16 protein-coding genes are annotated in these 17,698 nt (G+C 59.1%); 5 read left to right on the top strand and 11 right to left on the bottom strand.

Annotated elements, in window-relative coordinates; all coding sequences use genetic code 11:
- Nucleotides 1–39: 39 nt before the first annotated feature.
- Together nadD and ASE80_RS29310 are read right to left on the bottom strand one after the other, a co-directional pair.
- Nucleotides 40–684 carry a nicotinate-nucleotide adenylyltransferase gene (gene nadD, locus ASE80_RS29315; protein ID WP_056861963.1) on the bottom strand — a complete coding sequence of 215 codons (645 nt, stop codon included), beginning with the start codon at nt 682–684 and terminating at the stop codon, nt 40–42.
- Nucleotides 684–1,949, bottom strand: a complete 1,266-nt coding sequence (locus ASE80_RS29310; RefSeq protein ID WP_056861962.1) for a glutamate-5-semialdehyde dehydrogenase — start codon at nt 1,947–1,949, stop codon at nt 684–686. The genes nadD and ASE80_RS29310 overlap by 1 nt, the downstream gene beginning before the upstream one ends.
- Nucleotides 1,950–2,123: 174 nt before the next feature.
- On the opposite strand from ASE80_RS29310, the gene ASE80_RS29305 reads away from it, so the two are divergent.
- Together ASE80_RS29305 and ASE80_RS29300 are read left to right on the top strand one after the other, a co-directional pair.
- Complete coding sequence (locus ASE80_RS29305; RefSeq protein WP_056861961.1) at nt 2,124–2,807, top strand: DNA-3-methyladenine glycosylase; 684 nt, start codon at nt 2,124–2,126, stop codon at nt 2,805–2,807.
- Nucleotides 2,808–2,901: 94 nt separating this feature from the next.
- Nucleotides 2,902–4,218 (top strand): bifunctional DedA family/phosphatase PAP2 family protein, encoded by a 1,317-nt coding sequence (locus ASE80_RS29300; protein WP_056861960.1) that lies wholly within the window; start codon nt 2,902–2,904, stop codon nt 4,216–4,218.
- Here ASE80_RS29300 and ASE80_RS29295 read toward each other — a convergent pair.
- From ASE80_RS29295 to ASE80_RS29285, 3 genes are read right to left on the bottom strand one after another with little or no spacing between them, the layout of a single operon-like run.
- Nucleotides 4,212–4,805: an LON peptidase substrate-binding domain-containing protein gene (locus tag ASE80_RS29295; RefSeq protein ID WP_056861959.1), complete on the bottom strand. Its 594-nt coding sequence runs from the start codon at nt 4,803–4,805 to the stop codon at nt 4,212–4,214. The two genes, ASE80_RS29300 and ASE80_RS29295, sit on opposite strands and share 7 nt — an antisense overlap.
- 21 nt (nt 4,806–4,826) lie before the next feature.
- A complete protein-coding gene (locus tag ASE80_RS29290; protein ID WP_017136043.1) occupies nt 4,827–5,543 on the bottom strand; it encodes an LrgB family protein in 717 nt (238 codons plus the stop codon).
- Nucleotides 5,540–5,893, bottom strand: a complete 354-nt coding sequence (locus ASE80_RS29285) for a CidA/LrgA family protein (protein ID WP_056861958.1) — start codon at nt 5,891–5,893, stop codon at nt 5,540–5,542. The genes ASE80_RS29290 and ASE80_RS29285 overlap by 4 nt, the downstream gene beginning before the upstream one ends.
- A 163-nt stretch (nt 5,894–6,056) precedes the next feature.
- On the opposite strand from ASE80_RS29285, the gene ASE80_RS29280 reads away from it, so the two are divergent.
- The 3 genes from ASE80_RS29280 (at nt 6,057) to ASE80_RS29270 (ending at nt 9,007) form a co-directional block, all read left to right on the top strand.
- Nucleotides 6,057–6,512: a MaoC family dehydratase gene (locus tag ASE80_RS29280; RefSeq protein WP_034117724.1), complete on the top strand. Its 456-nt coding sequence runs from the start codon at nt 6,057–6,059 to the stop codon at nt 6,510–6,512.
- Between the two features lie 105 nt (nt 6,513–6,617).
- A complete protein-coding gene (locus tag ASE80_RS29275) occupies nt 6,618–8,336 on the top strand; it encodes a C13 family peptidase (RefSeq protein ID WP_056861957.1) in 1,719 nt (572 codons plus the stop codon).
- 29 nt (nt 8,337–8,365) lie between these two features.
- On the top strand, nt 8,366–9,007 hold the full coding sequence (locus ASE80_RS29270) for an oxidoreductase (RefSeq protein WP_056861956.1): 642 nt from the start codon (nt 8,366–8,368) through the stop codon (nt 9,005–9,007).
- Between the two features lie 114 nt (nt 9,008–9,121).
- Here the strand turns inward: ASE80_RS29270 and ASE80_RS29265 are convergent, their stop codons facing one another.
- From ASE80_RS29265 to ASE80_RS29240, 6 genes are all read right to left on the bottom strand, one after another.
- Nucleotides 9,122–9,406: a YceK/YidQ family lipoprotein gene (locus ASE80_RS29265; protein ID WP_056861955.1), complete on the bottom strand. Its 285-nt coding sequence runs from the start codon at nt 9,404–9,406 to the stop codon at nt 9,122–9,124.
- A complete protein-coding gene (ubiX, locus tag ASE80_RS29260; RefSeq protein WP_056861954.1) occupies nt 9,399–10,028 on the bottom strand; it encodes a flavin prenyltransferase UbiX in 630 nt (209 codons plus the stop codon). Before ubiX ends, ASE80_RS29265 begins: the two co-directional genes overlap by 8 nt.
- A complete protein-coding gene (gene mpl, locus ASE80_RS29255; RefSeq protein ID WP_056861953.1) occupies nt 10,025–11,374 on the bottom strand; it encodes a UDP-N-acetylmuramate:L-alanyl-gamma-D-glutamyl-meso-diaminopimelate ligase in 1,350 nt (449 codons plus the stop codon). The genes ubiX and mpl overlap by 4 nt, the downstream gene beginning before the upstream one ends.
- 113 nt (nt 11,375–11,487) lie before the next feature.
- On the bottom strand, nt 11,488–12,552 hold the full coding sequence (locus ASE80_RS29250) for a hypothetical protein (protein WP_236708875.1): 1,065 nt from the start codon (nt 12,550–12,552) through the stop codon (nt 11,488–11,490).
- A 209-nt stretch (nt 12,553–12,761) separates the two neighbouring features.
- A complete protein-coding gene (locus ASE80_RS29245) occupies nt 12,762–15,986 on the bottom strand; it encodes a hypothetical protein (RefSeq protein ID WP_082463701.1) in 3,225 nt (1,074 codons plus the stop codon).
- Nucleotides 15,987–16,629: 643 nt separating this feature from the next.
- The gene (locus ASE80_RS29240) at nt 16,630–17,574 is read right to left on the bottom strand and encodes a hypothetical protein (protein WP_056861951.1); all 945 of its coding nucleotides are present in this window, start codon (nt 17,572–17,574) and stop codon (nt 16,630–16,632) included.
- Between the last annotated feature and the right edge of the window lie 124 nt (nt 17,575–17,698).

The following is a 17,698-nucleotide window of genomic DNA, read 5'->3' as shown; positions in this document are numbered from 1 at the left end:
GCTCGCTGCACGAATGTTCGTGCGATCAAGCGCGCCTTTTCAGTTCGACGCACGGTAAAGCCCGTGCGCATCGATGTAGGCCAGGACCGCGTCAGGCACCAGGAAACGTACCGACTTCCCGCTGGCCAGCAGTTGACGGATCTGGGTGGCGGACACCGCAAGCGGGGTCTGCCAGACGAATGCAATATTCCCGTTCGGCCCGGTCAGGGCCAAGGGGTCACTTACCGATCGCGCGGCCAGCAGGTTGCGCAAGGCATCCGGCGATTCGCTGTCGGCATCCGGGCGTTGCAAAACCAGGATGTGGCAATGCTGGAGGAGTTCCTCCCAGCGATGCCAAGAGGGCAGGCCGCAAAATGCGTCCCAGCCCAAAAGCAGAAACAACTGGTCATCTGCGGCCAACTCGGCGCGCATCAGTTCCAGGGTGTCGACAGTGTAGGACGGTTTATCGCGTTTGAGTTCGCGGTCGTCCACCACCAGCGGCGGTATACCGTCTACAGCCAGGCGCACCATCTCCAGGCGTTGCTGCGCAGACACCTGCGGCATATCGCGATGAGGCGGCCGCGCATTGGGCATCACGCGCAACTCATCCAGCGCGAGGGCATCCGCGACTTCCAGGGCACTGCGCAAATGGCCGATGTGCACGGGGTCGAAGGTGCCGCCGAGCAGCCCGATGCGTTTACCCATCAAGTGCGCACATGACCGTCGCCGAACACCACGTACTTCTCGCTGGTCAGGCCTTCCAGGCCAACCGGGCCGCGTGCGTGGAGCTTGTCGGTGGAAATGCCGATCTCCGCCCCCAGGCCATACTCGAAGCCGTCGGCAAAACGCGTCGAGGCGTTGATCATCACCGAGGCGGAATCCACTTCGGTGAGGAAACGCCGGGCATCGCTGAAATGCTCGGAAACAATAGCGTCGGTGTGCTTGGAGCCGTATTTGTTGATGTGTTCGATGGCCTGGTCCAGGTCGTCGACGATGCGGATCGACAGGATCGGCGCCGTGTACTCGGTGTACCAGTCGTCTTCAGTCGCTTCGATCACGTCCGCGCCCAGCAGTGCACGGGTGCGTTCGCAGCCGCGCAGTTCCACGCCCTTGTCACGGTAAATGGCAGCCAGCGGCGGCAGCACGCGCTCGGCAATGCCGACGTGCACCAGCAGGGTTTCCATGGTGTTGCACGGCGCGTAGCGGTGGGTCTTGGCGTTGTCGGCGATGCGTATCGCCTTGTCGAGGTCGGCCGCGATGTCGATGTACACATGGCACACGCCGTCCAGGTGCTTGATCACTGGCACCTTGGCATCACGGCTGACGCGTTCGATCAGGCTCTTGCCACCACGCGGCACGATCACGTCGACGAATTCCGGCATGGTGATCAACGCGCCTACGGCAGCGCGGTCGGTGGTTTCCACCACCTGCACCACTTCAGCCGGCAGCTCGGCCACGGCCAGGCCCTGCTGAATGCACACGGCAATGGCGCGATTGGAATGAATGGCCTCGGAACCGCCACGCAGAATGGTGGCGTTGCCCGACTTGAGGCACAGGCTCGCGGCGTCGATGGTCACGTTCGGGCGCGACTCATAGATGATACCGATCACGCCCAGCGGCACGCGCATCTTGCCGACCTGAATGCCGGACGGCAGGTAGCGCATATCGCGGATTTCACCGATGGGGTCAGGCAGCTTGGCCACCTGACGCAGGCCTTCGATCATGTCGTCGATACGTGCCGGGGTCAGCGCCAGGCGGTCCAGCAGGGCCGGCTCCAGGCCATTGGCGCGGCCGTTGGCCAGGTCCAGTTCGTTGGCGGCGGCCAACTCGGAGCGCGAAGCATCCAGAGCATCGGCGGCAGCCAGCAAGGCACGGTTCTTCTGCGCAGTGCTCGCACGGGCGATCAACCGCGAGGCCTGCCGGGCAGCGCGACCCAGGCGGGTCATGTAGTCAAGAACGGACTCAGTCATGGTCAGGGAGTCTTGGCAAAGAGGAAAGCGGCAGATTATAGCTGTGACGCCGCCCGACTGACAGCGGTGAGGGGCGGATGGTCGAAATGAACTGTAAAAACTTGGGGTTCAGCGGTAATTAAGGTGGGAGTTGTTATTATTCGGTCACATTTAGCCGTATTAACCCGTGCCGCCATGTCCAGTTTTGCCCCCCAACTGCCCGCCAGCGCCCTGCCCGACAGCTTCTTCGACCGTGACGCGCAACTACTTGCGCGCGAATTGCTCGGCAAAGTCATCCGCCATCGCGTCGGTGAAACCTGGCTTTCGGCGCGAATTATCGAAACCGAAGCCTATTACGTGGCCGAAAAAGGCAGCCATGCCTCACTCGGCTACACAGAAAAGCGTAAGGCTTTGTTTCTGGATGGTGGGCACATCTACATGTACTACGCCCGTGGCGGCGATTCGCTGAACTTCAGCGCCCACGGCCCCGGCAATGCGGTGCTGATCAAATCGGCTTACCCGTGGGTCGACGAGCTGTCCGGCCCGGCGAGCCTGGCGCAGATGCTGCTCAACAACCCGGACGCCAATGGCCAGCCGCGCCCCGCGCAAAAGCTCTGCGCCGGCCAAACGCTGCTGTGCAAAGCCCTGGGCCTGAAAGTGCCGATGTGGGACGCCAAGCGCTTCGACCAGGAACTGCTGTTTGTTGAAGACGTGGGCCAAACCCCGACGCAGATCATCCAGACCACCCGCCTGGGCATCCCCAGCGGGCGCGATGAGCACCTGATGTACCGCTTTGTGGACGCGGGTTATGCGCCTTATTGCACGCGGAACCCGCTGCGCCGGGGCCAGGTCGAAGGCCGTGATTATTTTTTGATTTGAACAGACAGAAGCAGCCCAGCACATCGACTGTGGGAGCTGGCTTGCCTGCTCCCACAGTTGATCGCCACTGCCGACATAAATGGAGTGAAGTTTTATGGGCCAATGGCTCGATAGCATTACCGGCTGGCTCACACTGAACCCCGAATGGCTGGCGGTGGCGGTATTTATCGTCGCGTGCGTTGAGTGCCTGGCCATCGCCGGTCTGATCGTGCCAGGCACGGTATTGCTGTTTGCCATTGCGGCCCTGGCCGGCAGCGGTGCGCTGTCGTTGAGTGAAACCTTGCTGCTGGGCTTTCTCGGCGGTTTGCTGGGCGACGGGGTTTCCTACTACCTGGGCCGACACTTCCACCAGAACATCCGCCGCCTGCCCGGTTTACGTCACCACCCGGAATGGATGAACGGCGCCGAAACCTACTTCCACAAGTACGGCATCGCCAGCCTGCTGGTCGGGCGTTTCATCGGCCCGCTGCGCCCCATGCTGCCGATGGTGGCGGGCATGTGCGACATGCCGTTCCCACGCTTTGCCGCCGTGAGCATCGTGGCCGCCGCCGGCTGGTCGGTGGCCTACTTGCTGCCGGGCTGGGCCACCGGCGCGGCCTTCCGCCTGCCGCTGCCGGAAGGTTTCTGGCTGGAAGCCGGGATTGTCGCCGGGTGTATCGCGGTGTTGCTGGGGCTGAGCTTGAACAGCAGCCTGCGCGGCCATCGTCGTGCCACCTTGTGGGTCGGTTGCGCCAGCCTGACCTTGCTGATCGCCCTGTTTATCGGCTATCCCCACCTCAATCACTTCGACCAGGGCCTCAGTGCGCTGGTGCAGGAGCATCGCAGCCCGTGGCTGGACGAGGTGATGGTGCGGATTACCCAATTGGGTGAATTCAGGAAAATGTTTATCGCCAGCGCGATTTTCACCGGCCTGCTGCTGGTGGCGCGGCAATGGCGGCATGCCGTGTTCGTCGGCGCTACCTTGGCGGGGGCGGCGGTGATCAACACCGGCACCAAGCTGTTCTTCGCCCGTGGCCGCCCGGAAATTCTCACAGAGCCACTGACCAGTTTCAGCATGCCCAGCGGCCACGCCTCCGGCGCCTTTGCATTTTTTCTCGCGCTGGCAGTGCTGGCCGGGCGCGGGCAACCCACGCGCCTGCGCCTGACCTGGATGCTGCTGGGCTGTATTCCCGCCGCCTTCATTGCCTTGTCGCGGGTGTACCTGGGGGCGCATTGGCCCACAGACATCCTCGCCGGCACCTTGCTGGCGATGACGGTGTGCGCCTTCAGCCTGGGCGCCAGCCAGTACCGCACCCCACTGCCGGCGATGCCGCAAAAGGTTTGGTGGTGGATGTTGCCGACGGTGGTCGCGGTGCTCGGCTTTATCGCCTTCACCGGCACCCCCCACGCGTTGCTGCGCTACGCCTACTGAGTGAAGAGTTCGCCCTGCAACTCGTCGAGCAACATCTGGATCGCATCCAGGCGTTGCTGCGGGTCATCGAGTTGCAGCAGGTCGATCTTGTCGGCCTCGGTGAACGGCAGCAGATACGCCAGCTGATTGCCCAAGGCTTGCTGGCCCTCGGCATGGGCGTCCATGTCCAGCGAGGCCACCATTGGGTGCTCGGCCAGGGCCTGGAGCAACGCCAGCAGGTCAGCGTCCTCTTCTTCCAAAGGTTGGTCGGGCTGCTCTTCGAGCCACTGCACCTCGGCCACCAGTAACTGGTCCTTCTGCACGCCGGCGTCGCGTACACGGAAGCGGCGACCACCTTCGACACGAATCCCCAGCAGGCCGTTGTCCTGCTGCTTGAAATCGCGGATCAGCGCTTCACAGCCGATCAGCGCGTAGCCGTCCGGTGCCATGCCGACTTCCCTGCCGTCGAGGATGCACACCACACCAAAGCTTTCGCCCTTTTTCATGCAGCGGCTGATCATGTCCAGGTAGCGCGCCTCGAACAGTTGCAAGTCGAGGGTGCAGCCAGGGAACAGCACGGTATTGAGCGGGAACAGCGCCAGACTCATAAAGGTTTCCTTAAACCTGGTTTAAACGATCACCGACACGGCCAACGGCAGGAAAACCGCCGTGCCCACGCCCATCAGACTCATGGCCAGCGCCGCAAAGGCGCCGCACTCTTCACTTTCCTGCAAGGCCACCGAGGTGCCGACGGCGTGGGCGGTCATGCCCAGCGCCATGCCCCGCGCCTCGGGGCTGTGCACGCCGAGGCGCGACAGGTAGGCCGGGCCGATCATCGCGCCGATCACCCCGGTGATCAGCACAAAAACCGCCGCCAGCGCGGCCACGCCACCGATCTGCTCGGCCACCAGCATGGCAATCGGCGAGGTCACCGATTTGGGCGCCATGGTCATCAGCATCATATGTTCAGCGCCGAACCACCAGCCCAGCAGCACGCACAAGCCGGTAGCCACCACGCCGCCTATCACCAGCGTAGTAAAAATCGGCCAGAACAATTGACGAATCCGTCGCAGGTTCAAGAACAGCGGCACCGCTAAAGCCACCGTCGCCGGGCCGAGGAGGATGCCCATGATCTCGGTGCTCTTGCGGTATTCGACGTAGGTCAGGCCGCAGCTGAGCAACACGCCGATCACCAGCAGCATCGACACCAGCACCGGTTGCAGGAAGACCCAGCGGGTTTTCTCGAATGCCGCCAGCACCAGTTGATAGGCGCCGAGGGTGATGCCGATGCCGAACAACGGATGATGAATAACCGCAGCCCACGCGCCCTGCCAGTCGCCGATCATTGATCGCGCTCCTTGCGCTTGACCATGCGCTGCATCAGCACGCCGACAAAGCCCATGGCGATCACCAGCGACAAAACGAGCGCGCCGATGATGGCCCAGAAATCGGCGGCAATGTCCTTGGCGTAGACCATCACACCCACCGCCGGCGGCACCAGCAGCAACGGCAAGTAACGTAACAGGCTGCTGGCGGCCAGGCTCAGGGGCTCGCCGACTTCACCGCGCCAGATCAAATAGCCCAGCATCAGCAGCAAGCCGATAATCGGCCCCGGCAGCACCGGCAACAGCAAATGGTTGATCGCGGTGCCGATCAATTGAAACAGCACCAGCCAGGTCAGGCCCCGTAACAGCATCGCTCTCTCCCCTCTAAAGCTGGGACGCATTATAAGCACGCCCACCGTATGCTTCGGCATTCGCCAAAAGCATGGTGGGTTGACCGGGTGGGTTGCCCATGATGATCTACATTGGTTCTCTGTCACCCATAAAAACAGAATCGATGAACCAAGGAGAGTCGCAATGCCCTATGTACCTGTAGCGCAGCTCAAAGATTATGTCGGCAAGGAACTGGGACGTTCCGAATGGCTCACCATCGACCAGGCGCGTATCAACCTGTTCGCAGAAGCCACTGGCGATCATCAGTTCATCCACGTCGACCCGGTCAAGGCCGCCAAGACCCCGTTCGGCAGCACCATCGCCCACGGTTTCCTGTCGCTGTCGCTGATGCCCAAGCTGATGGAAGACATCCTGATCATGCCCGAAGGCCTGAAGATGGCCGTCAACTATGGCCTGGACAGCGTGCGTTTTATCCAGCCGGTGAAGGTCGATTCCAAGGTCCGCCTGAACGTCACCCTCACCGACGTGACCGAGAAAAAACCTGGCCAATGGCTATTTAAGGCCACCGCGACCCTGGAAATCGAAGGCCAGGAAAAACCCGCTTACATCGCCGAGTCGTTGTCACTCTGCTTCGTGTAAGGCCGTGCCTGTGGCGAGGCAATAAACCTTGCCACAGTGTATGTAAATTTATGTATGAAACTCGCAGCTGCGGCATACTCGGCGCTTAATTATCCGGATCCCGCTATGCGCCCACTCGCTCCCCTTGCCCTTGCCCTGTTGCTCACCGCTTGCGGAGACGGCGAATCGCTGTTGCCGCCCGATGCGCGCCTGCCCGACGGCGGCCGTTACCGGGGCGATGTGGTCAACGGTTTGCTGCAAGGCCAGGGCCGCGTGGACTACCCCAACGGCAGTTGGTACGCCGGCCAGTTCGACAAAGGCCAGTGGCACGGCCAGGGCGAATGGCATGGCAGCAACGGCGAGGTCTACAAAGGCCAGTTCCAGCAAGGCCTGTTCGACGGCCAGGGCAGCCTGACCACGGCGGGCAGCAGCTACGTCGGCGGGTTCAAGAACGGGCGACGCAACGGCGAAGGCACCCTCAAAGAGGGGCAGATGACCTATCGCGGCGAATTCAAAAACGATCAATATTCCGGCCTCGGCCGCCTCGAGTTGGCCGACGGCAGCCAGTACCAGGGCCAGTTCGTGCACGGCAAACCCAATGGCGAAGGCCAGCGCAACGACGACAGCGGCAACCAGTTCAGTGGCCGCTTTGTCGATGGCCAGCTCGAGGGCAATGGCACCTTCAACAGTGCCGACGGCGATATCTATGTCGGCCAGTTCAAACAGAACCAGCTCAACGGCAAGGGCCGTTATGAAAACGCCGACGGCGACGTGTGGATCGGCCAGTTCAAGGAGGGCGCGCTCAGCGGCAAAGGCGAGCTGATCGGCGTGGACGGCAGCCACTACGTGGGCCAGTTCAGCGAATGGCGCTTCAGCGGCGAAGGCCGTCTGAACCTCACCGACGGCAGTTTCTATGTCGGCGGTTTCGACAGCGACAGCTATCAAGGCAAGGGCACCCTGGTGCTCACCGACGGCACCGTGCAGGCCGGCACCTGGGTCAACGGCATGCGCGTGCGCGACGCCGACGGCAAGTTGCTGCCCGACCCACTGGAGGTCGGCGTACTGGCCCAAGGCCGCTTGCTCGATGCTGCCCTCGCCGCCGTGCCACCTTCCACGCCTGCCGTCGAGCTGTACACCCTGGTGTTGGCCGGCGATGGCAAACAAAGCGTGTTCCTGCGCGAAGCCGATTACGTCAGCAACATGCTCGCCACGCGCTTCGGCGCGCGCGGGCAGATCCGCCTGGTCAACCATCGCGACCACATCGCCGACCGCCCGTTGGCCACCCGCGAAAGCCTGCGCCGCGCCGTGCAAACCCTGGCCGAGCGCACTGGGCCGCAAGACCTGGTGTTTATCTACATGACCAGCCACGGCACCCACGAACACGAACTGGTGCTCGACCAGCCGCGCATGGAACTGGCCGACCTGCCCGCCGATGAACTGGCAGCCGTGCTTGCGCCGTTGAAGGACCGCGACAAGATCATCGTGATTTCCGCCTGCTACTCCGGTGGGTTTATCCCGGCCCTGAAGGACGAGCACACGCTGATCATGACCGCCTCGCGCGCGGATCGCGTGTCCTTCGGTTGCTCCGAGGAAGCGGACTTCACCTACTTCGGCGACGCCCTGTTCGCCCAGGCCTTCAACCAGACCGACGATTTGCAACAAGCCTTCAAACTGGCGCAGCTGCACGTGGCCGAGCGTGAGCAGGCGGACAACTTCGAAGCCTCTGAACCGCAGATCTGGGCGCCCAAAGGCGTGATCGCACACTGGCAATTGTTACGTAAACAGCAGGCACGAAAGGCGCTCGAAAGCGTCTCAATGAATAGCAAGGAAGCCAAAGGCAACTAAGCTGTAACGTGTAACAAGGGGGAAACACCATGTACCTGACACCTCAGCATATCCTGCTCGCCGGCGCCTCCGGCCTGACCGGCGAACACCTGCTCGACCGCCTGCTCAACGAGCCCACGGTGACTCGCGTACTGGCACCTAGCCGCAAGCCTCTGGCCGAACACCCGCACCTGGAAAACCCGGTGGGCGACCCGGCGGTGTTCCTGCCGCAACTGAGCGGCCAGGTCGATATCGCCTTCTGCTGCCTGGGCACCACGATTAAAAAGGCCGGTTCAGAAGAAGCCTTCCGCGCAGTCGACCTGGACATGGTGGTGGCCTTCGCCAAGCGCGCACGGGAAATGGGCGCGCGACACTTGATCGTGATCAGCGCAATTGGCGCCGACCCGAAATCCTCGATTTTCTACAACCGCGTCAAAGGCGAAATGGAACAGGCGCTCAAGGCCCAGGACTGGCCGCAACTGACCATCGTGCGGCCTTCGTTGCTGCTGGGGGAACGTTTGGAAACGCGCCTGGCCGAGAAAATCGCCGGGCCGTTGTCGCGGTTGATTCCGGGCAAATACCACGGCATCGAAGTCTGCGAACTGGCCCGCGCCATGTGGCGCCTGGCGCTGGAAGAGCAGGATGGCGTGCGGGTGGTGGAGTCGGATGAGTTGCGCAAGCTCGGCAAATGATCTAGCAGCGCCTGTGCGGGCCCCATCGCAGGCAAGCCAGCGCCCACCTTTGGAAGGCATTCCCCTGTGGGAGCCGGGCTTGCCCGCGATGGGGCCCGCACACTCAACGCAACACTAAAGCCCGCCCGTTGCGTTAAACCCCACCCCCAGCACCGTCAATAACGACAGCGGCAACAGCAAGGTATCGAGCACCGCACTGGCCGGCAGGTCGATATGCGGATAGCTCGGTGCCTCAGCGCCAAATCGATCCTTGGCGCAACAGCCGCCATTGATCGCATACACATCCAGCCGCGTGCCGGCATACACCACCGGCGCCCCAGGTTGCGCGGCATCCAGCGTGCGCGCCGTGGCGCAGCCCGTCAGTTGCAGCGCCAACACCATCAACAGCGCCTTATTCATCGCTGCTCAAATGGTGCTCGCCCCAACGTGGCAGCATGTCCTGGGGAATGTTCAGCAGGTTGAGAATGCGCGCCACCACAAAGTCCACCAGGTCATCGATGGTTTGCGGCTGGTGATAAAACCCTGGCGAAGCCGGCAAGATGGTCACGCCCATGTTCGACAACTTGAGCATGTGCTCCAGGTGAATGCTCGAATACGGCGCCTCGCGGGGCACCAGGATCAACTGACGGCGCTCCTTCAAGGTCACGTCCGCCGCCCGCTCGATCAGGTTGTTGCAGGCGCCCGTGGCAATCGCCGACAACGTACCGGTGGAGCATGGCACCACCACCATCGCCGCCGGCGCACCGGAGCCGGACGCCACCGGCGACATCCAGTCTTCTTTACCGTACACCTTGATCTGCCCCGCCGCCGCGCCGGTGTACTCGGTGAGGAAGGCTTGCATCAACTGCACCTTGGCCGGCAGTTGCACATCCGTCTCGGTGGCCAGCACCAACTGCGCGGCCTTGGAAATCAGAAAGTGCACCTCGCGATCTTCGCGCACCAGGCAGTCCAGCAGGCGCAGGCCGTAAGGCGCACCGGATGCGCCGGTCATCGCCAGGGTAATGCGTTCCGGGCCACTCATTTGAGCGCCTCGGCCAGCTTGCCGTGCAGGCCGCCGAAGCCGCCGTTGCTCATGACCACCACATGGGTGCCGGGCTTGGCCTGGTGTTTGACGTGCTCGATGATCGACTCAATGGAGTCACACACGATCGAAGGCACTGTGCACAGCGCCGCAATCGCCGGCAGGTCCCAGCCAAGGTTGGCCGGGGCGTACCAGACCACCTGGTCGGCGTCGTTGACGCTTTCCGGCAAACCATCGCTGTGCGCGCCGAGTTTCATGGAATTGGAGCGCGGCTCGATAATGGCAATGATATTGGCATCACCGACACGCTTGCGCAGGCCATCCAGCGTGGTCGCAATGGCTGTTGGATGGTGGGCAAAGTCGTCGTAGATGGTAATCCCGTTCACATCAGCGACTTTTTCCATGCGGCGTTTCACGCTCTTGAACGCGCTCAAGGCGGCGATGCCCATGGACGGCACCACGCCCACATGCCGTGCGGCCGCCAGGGTGACCAAGGCATTGGCGACGTTATGTTGACCGGTCATGTCCCATTCAACGACGCCCTGGGCCTCGCCTTCGAACAGCACTTCAAAGCGCGAGCCGTCTTCACTGAGCAAGTTAACCTGCCACTGCCCGCCCGCGCCGGTGGTTTGCACCGGCGTCCAGCAGCCCATGTCGATCACGCGCTGCAGGGCCGGTTCGGTGGTCGGGTGAATCACCAGGCCTTCGCTGGGGATGGTGCGCACCAAATGGTGGAACTGGCGCTCGATGGCGGCCAGATCAGGGAAAATGTCCGCGTGATCGAACTCGAGGTTGTTAAGGATCGCGGTGCGCGGGCGGTAGTGGACGAATTTGGAGCGTTTGTCGAAGAAGGCGCTGTCGTACTCATCGGCCTCAATCACAAAAAACGGCGTGTCGCCCAGGCGCGCCGACACCGAGAAGTTCTGCGGCACGCCGCCGATCAGGAAGCCCGGGCTCATGCCCGCGTGCTCCAGCACCCAGGCCAGCATGCTGCTGGTGGTGGTCTTGCCGTGGGTCCCCGCGACCGCCAGTACCCAACGGCCTTGCAGCACATGGTCAGCCAGCCACTGCGGGCCGGACACATAGGGCAAACCTTTGTTGAGTGCATATTCGACCGCCGGGTTGCCACGGGACATGGCGTTGCCGATCACCACCAGGTCCGGCACCGGGTCGAATTGCGCGGGGTCATAACCTTGGGTCAGTTCAATACCCTGGGCCTGCAGCTGGGTGCTCATGGGCGGGTAGACGTTGGCGTCGGAGCCGGTGACGTGATGGCCCAGCTCTTTGGCCAGAACCGCCATCGAACCCATGAATGTGCCGCAGATACCTAGAATATGAATGTGCATAGTTGACCTCGTAAACATCGAGGCAGGTTAGCGCAGGGAGTAGGAAATCGCACCTTTTAAACGGTTGCAGCGCGAGCGAAATGCGCCAGGCACTTCGCTCGATAGCGCCTTGTTCACGCGGTGGCAGAGGCCCCGGTTTCGCGCTGACTGGCTTTTATCGCAGCCAGCAAGCGCAGGTTTTCATAAGACTCGACCATGCGTTCGAATTTCTTTTCAATCAGGTCAAGGCGCCCTTTTGCATCGGCAGGGATTTGTTCGCCGGGTTTATACGGCTTATAAACGATGCCGTTCTGCCGAGCGGCTTTCTTTAGATGTTGCTCTGAAACCCCGAGCATTTTTTCCAGGTTACCCAGGCGCCCGGCATCATCGGTGGGCCAACTTTCATTCTTGGTAAACACACGACTGGTATCGCCCAGCAAAAACATGACGGTGGAGGCCATCCCCAGCAACTTCATCTCTAGATCGTCCAGCCGCCGGCTGATCACGTCCGCCGGGGCAGGCTTGGAGTCGGGTTGCACAACAGAGGCGCCATCTTTGGGTGGGCTGGTGGCGCCCGGCAAAAACGGCGGCGGCAATACGCCAGGGGCGTAGGAAGACTTGATCTTCTCCCCGGCGGCTACGGAGCCGGCATACGCGGCAACGTTGATCGGCGCGCTGACAATCCCGGTAATGCCGGCACTGATAAACGCATCACGGGCCACTCGGCTGGCATTGGGGCCCGTTGCAATCACACCGGCTTTTACCAGGTTTTCCGCGTCGATAATGCGCTTGGCTGCCTCGGCCACACCGATCGGTGCCTGTTTGCGCAGGCTCGCCATCATCAACTCGTCATTGGCCTTGATTTTATTGGCATGGATAACGGTTTGCCCGGCGTCTTTAAAGCCACCCCCCGAGGGCTTGGGTGCAGGTCCGGGCTTGATCGGCGGGGCGGGTTTTGGCGCAGGCTTCGGCGGGGCCGGGCGCGGTGGCGGTGGCGGTGGCGGTGGTGTGGGTATGTGCGACGGCCGTCCTCCCCGCCCGCCTTTGAAAAAAAACTGCAGGCTTTTAACCTGGCGCTTATCGCGCGCCAATGGCCACTGGTCGAGACCGCTTTTAGGCGGTTCTGGCTGCGCAGGAGACTGGTGATCGGATACAGGAACTTGAGGTATGAAAGGAATGATCGAAGTGGTGATGTTCATAGTGTTCACCCGCGTGATTGTTATTGTATGAAAACACTTTAAGTAGTTGCCCTGATTGAGTGGGCAACTGCTGATGGGTGGTTCCGTCGGAACAACTCACTGCGAGGTGTACGACACTGGCGCTCATTAGACCGCTGAAGTGTCAGTGACGATCAAGGCGCGCCTTATTGATCATCACCCTCATGCCGTACGGATCGCCGTAACAGCACCTACCGGGCGGCCTGCAGCGCAGAAGGCTGCTGAGGGGGTGTCGGACCCGATTCGTTCTCCTTGAACTCTCCTGCCGTCTCAATATGTCCATCACTGTCCTTTATAGCAGTCGCGGTGTCGTAACGAAGATCACGCAACTCTTTCACCGTAATTGGCGTGAAGTCGTTCAATGCAGGGCCATAGGGTTTCAGTGTTTGGGGGTCAATGGCATACCACTTGCTGCCTTGTTTAACCGCAACAACGGGAACGTCGCTACCCGTTTTATCCAGTGGCCGGTACGTGCCATCGGCGATGGTCTGTTTGCCACCACCGTGCGGGGCATTCCAGCCACGCCCAGGCCGATAAAACTTATCCCTAAACGAGGCCAAGTCAACAGAAGGCGCCGCCTTCAAAGCGCTATTACCCACCTTGAATAAACCCGTCCCGACGTCATAGAACCCCTTAAACGGGATACCTTCCTTAAGTCCTGCCCTGGCAGCGCCTTTTAAAAATGTCAGGACTGAACTTACCCCTTTGGCACCGACGTTAACCGCCTTGAAACCGCCTTTGGCAGCAGGATTAAACAAGCCGATAAAGTCATAGATCCCATTGACAACTGCATCATGCTTATTACCTTCTATTATATTTTTCACAAGGTCGTGAAAAGGCAGGAGGCTTAATAAGAAGTTTTTGACCAAGTGCGATCGAGCGTGGCTTTTTTCGGAGTCGGTCATGCCATTCGCCGCGGACTTCAGATTATCGACAGCCGTTTTATAATCATCACTTAACTGTTTGGCAAGCGTACTCATTCTTGCCGAGGGCGTATTCTTCTGCGTCAGTGTATGTGGCTCTGGCATTTCCGGAGCCCCTATATAACTCCAGATAGGCTTTAGGGCATACCTCTCCCCTTCAACAACCAAACCAGTACCGCTAAGGCGTTCGCTCTTTATATTCCACCCTTCAGGAACGCCAGGCAGAGGGTCGCCGTTTTTGATGATTTTCCCTAACTGTGGCGAGTAAATAAAATCGACCCTTTCACCTTTATAGAGCGTTTTGATGAAAAACGCGCCCACTCCGAACATCTGAAATAACGGATTATTCTCACTGTCTTCAGGAAATTTTGAGAATGTCGCCTGGCTCAAATGCTGCATTTCAATCCTGCCGAACTCAAGTCGTTTCCGATCCTCACTCGGCAACTGCGATACTTGATGCAGGAACATCTCACCCGCCGCCTTGCTGAAGCTGTCGGCGTACGCGTCAAAACCCTCAACGAATTTTTTCTTTATATCCGGCAGCTGGTTGACACTCGCAAGAATAACCTCTCTGGAAAATTCTGGACGCTTGGAAGTCCAACCAAACCTGGGGTGAAGTGTTCCAGACATATAAAGTTCCACCAGGGAGGTTTTTGACGTATGCAGCCCAGTGCGACGTGAGAATATTTTTTTCTCAAACAAGTGGGCGTGTTCTTCACCGAATACCTTGGTTAAAGCCTCCAGCGCCAAGTCCCGGCGAGTCGGCAGTGGAGCCAGAACACCTTCCAGAGTAGCCGCCAGGCGCTTGGTCTCTTGTTCCATGGCCGCCGTTACGCTCGCAATGGCTTGCTCGGAGTAGCCCTCACTGTTTGCCTTGATAATGTTTTTGGCTACGCCCCAGTCGATCACCGCCTGCAAAACAGCGGCTTTCGCCTGATACGCCTGCTCTCGTGTAACGGGCTCCAGACTCCCTTGTTCCCGGATCTGATCATAGCGCTTGCCCGCCGACGATCCCGCGGTGTTCTGCTCACGACGAAAGACTTCAGCGCTGAACACCACCCATTGCTGGGAGCCAAAAACCACTGAGTCGGGTACATCTTTGACCAAAAATTCCGGAGCCGACATAGCCAGCAATTGGTAAGCCGCCACCTTCGCCATCTCGGGGCCGACGATGCCTTCCATATGGGTTTCAAAACGCGTGACGATCTCGGCTGGCGTACGCCCCACGTTGTCTGGTTGGCGCAAGTTATACCCGGCTAAATTATTGCGCTCCACCCCCGCTGACGATGGGTTGACTTCCAGCCCCAACGCCGTGAGCAGTGCTTCCAGGGCACTGGTTGCGGTGGGCAATGCGCCAATCGCTTCCTGCAGTTGCTTACCCAGTGCACGGGCTTGAGGGGTGTTGATCAAGACTTTCAGAAACGCTTCTGGATCGGTATCGGCCAGCGCCCTGCCAGAAGCTGGAACCGCACGTTTGAGATACTCGAAAAGGCTTGGAGCCTTCCCCTCTGCGCCCAGCGGAACCTGGGTTTGAAGAGCCTTCCAGGCACTGACGGTTTCGCTTATCTTTTTCCGGGCATCCTCGCCCAGTGGTACATCCTTAGTCAGCAACCCACCAAAGTCCCCCTCAGGTGGCGTACATAAGGGCGCCGCGAACAACACATGCTCCAAATTGACGAGTGCTTCCTGTGTCGTCGGCACTTGCAAACCGTAAGCGGCCATCAATTGCTTGAGGTTCATCGTGACAGGCTGCGGTTGGTCTTCGCGCCAAAAGACGGAGTGCGGTGCGATCTCTACGACGATGGATTCCAGATCCGGTTTCGCGCCGGGCGTCTCGATGTGTTTTTTCAACGCGGCGAGCAGGTTATGGTGCGTTTCGGCTTCACCCGTTTTACTTAAAATATCAACAGGCACCTGAGAGTCAGGCAACATGTTCGGGCCCGGGCCATAAATAAATTGACGAACAAGGTTCGAATCGACTGTGTGTGAGCGTCCTGATCCGGCAAGTTCATAGACGTCTTCCCGGCGCAATGTGCCAGAAGGCGCCAATTTTTTAGCAATGGTCATCAAGTTGTCAAACAACGCTTGGCCGCCTGGAATATCCTTGATTTCAGGCGAATCTCTAGTTATTTTTTTTCTTCCGGAGTCAAACCAGATCTCACCTTTGGTGTGATCAAGGTGAGTAAATGCGCCATGACCACCCAACAGGTTCTCCAATTGCCTGAACGCAGAAGAATGGGCCGCAAACCTCAGTGCTTCAACCCAACGACCCAGGGTCGACTCGGGTGGAACCGGCACACGCGATCCGGCTGAAGGCTGCTTCAAATAATCTTGCTCGACACGCGCATCGGCCGCCGTTCGGGTAGCCTCTGGGTCACCCGACGACGTGTTCTCACTCGGCGTGGACGGTGCACTACCCGCGTGACGGTTCAGTTGAGGAAAACCACTCTTTGGCAAGCCAAAGGGCGCAACATTTATAGTAGGCACAGTCATATTTCATCTCTCTTTCAGGCTTTCGATGAACGGCTCGCAAACGCACCTGAATCAACAGTGCTAATCGCGAAAACTTTTTATAAGGCCAGCCAAGTTTAAGGCTTACTTAATAAGCGCCAACCTTCAATGGCAATCAGTCGAACAGCCCAAATTGGCGAGCTATTTTAATTCCCTATACTCTGAGCGCAGACCCACTGACCAGAAAACCAACCAAACAGTGCTTGACATTGAAGAGCGGCTTCCCCAGCACTCAAACACTGATTGGCCCCCACCATCCAATAAGTTCCAGAACAACTAAGCCTCGGGACAGTTATATCGATTAATATAACCAACCACTCCATACAGCCTACCCCAATGACTATCTGGGTGATCGTGGTTTGCTGCTGCGTCACGGCACGCTGGTCGATGCGACGATCAGTTATTGCACGGCGAGGGAACTTAGGTGTGCGGGGGTGCGCAGGTACGGGCCAAGGATGGGTATAGACGAGGTGCGCATGTAATGCGGGCTGATCGCCTTGATACAGCGCGACCAGAGGTTATTGTATGAAAACACGGTAAGCAGTTGCCCCTGTTATGTGAGCAACTGCTTAAGCAGTGGATCCGTCGAAACAACCCACTACAACGTGTAAAACGCTGGCATTAACTATTGCTTGGCTTTGATAGCTTTTATCAGCTCGGTGATGTATGCCATTCTGGATTCCATGCCAATAGCCCGACTCTTGATATCATCTTTCTGCGCACCGGGTTTCGGGGCCTCAACTTTAATATTCAGCTTTTGCGCTTCTTTAGCAAACTCTACTTCAAGGAAGTCAACCATCTCATCAAGATAGTCCATACGCTCTTCATTTGTCTTTGCCAACCATTCGATGCTTGGGTTGACACCAAATTCTGTACGAAGGCTACCCAACGTATTGGCTAATAGGAATACACGCCTCTGAGATTCATCAACCAACCGCGACTCCAGAACATGTTGCTCTGTGGCCGGAGTTTTCGCTGGATTGATTTTGGGCTTGAGATATTCAAGAAAGACGTTGGCGGCGAATGTCCCGGCAACTGTTAAGGGTACTGTGATCGCTGCCGTAATTGCGGCGACCTTGGCAATATTTTTCTTTTCAAGCGGGAGTGCTCGATCCGCCTTCGCAGCTTTAGGGTTCACGACCGCTTGGGCGCTTTCTTCCAGTTTACTCTGCGAAAAAGGCTCCACCTCCTTTCCGTCTACTCGACCTGCCGTCGGCTGTTCAAATAGCTTATCCCGGGCGCCAGCATCTTTTTGAGCTTGCCACTTCTTCCTGTTGGCTTCTCTGTGTTGAGCCACTTCAGGAGTAACTGGGGCTTCAGGGCCATCCCCTGGCTGGCGATGACCCGTGGCTTGCCCCGGCCCGTCGAAACCCACTTTTTTATCAACAAAACCCTGATCAAAATTGTTATTGCTACCGTCTGCCGGCTTGGACCCTCCCGGGCCTTCTACCTTGGGTGCTTCACCTGTCCTTATAGGCCTAGGCGTTTCGGTCCTGGTGAATCCACCACTGAAAAAGTCCCCAATCTTTGTGAATACTACTGGCCTTGCCGCTGCATTTGAAAACATCATAATGATCTACCTAATGATTGATTTACATTAGAAAGCCATCCATTTCTTCCACTTACTGTGTAACAGATAGGCCGCAAGCAGTTCCAAGCCACAAAACAAATAGTTCATCCCGATGACAAATACA

It is taken from the genome of Pseudomonas sp. Leaf15, from assembly GCF_001421425.1.
Lineage (GTDB): Bacteria > Pseudomonadota > Gammaproteobacteria > Pseudomonadales > Pseudomonadaceae > Aquipseudomonas > Aquipseudomonas salomonii.
This window is presented reverse-complemented; position numbering and strand designations above follow the sequence as displayed.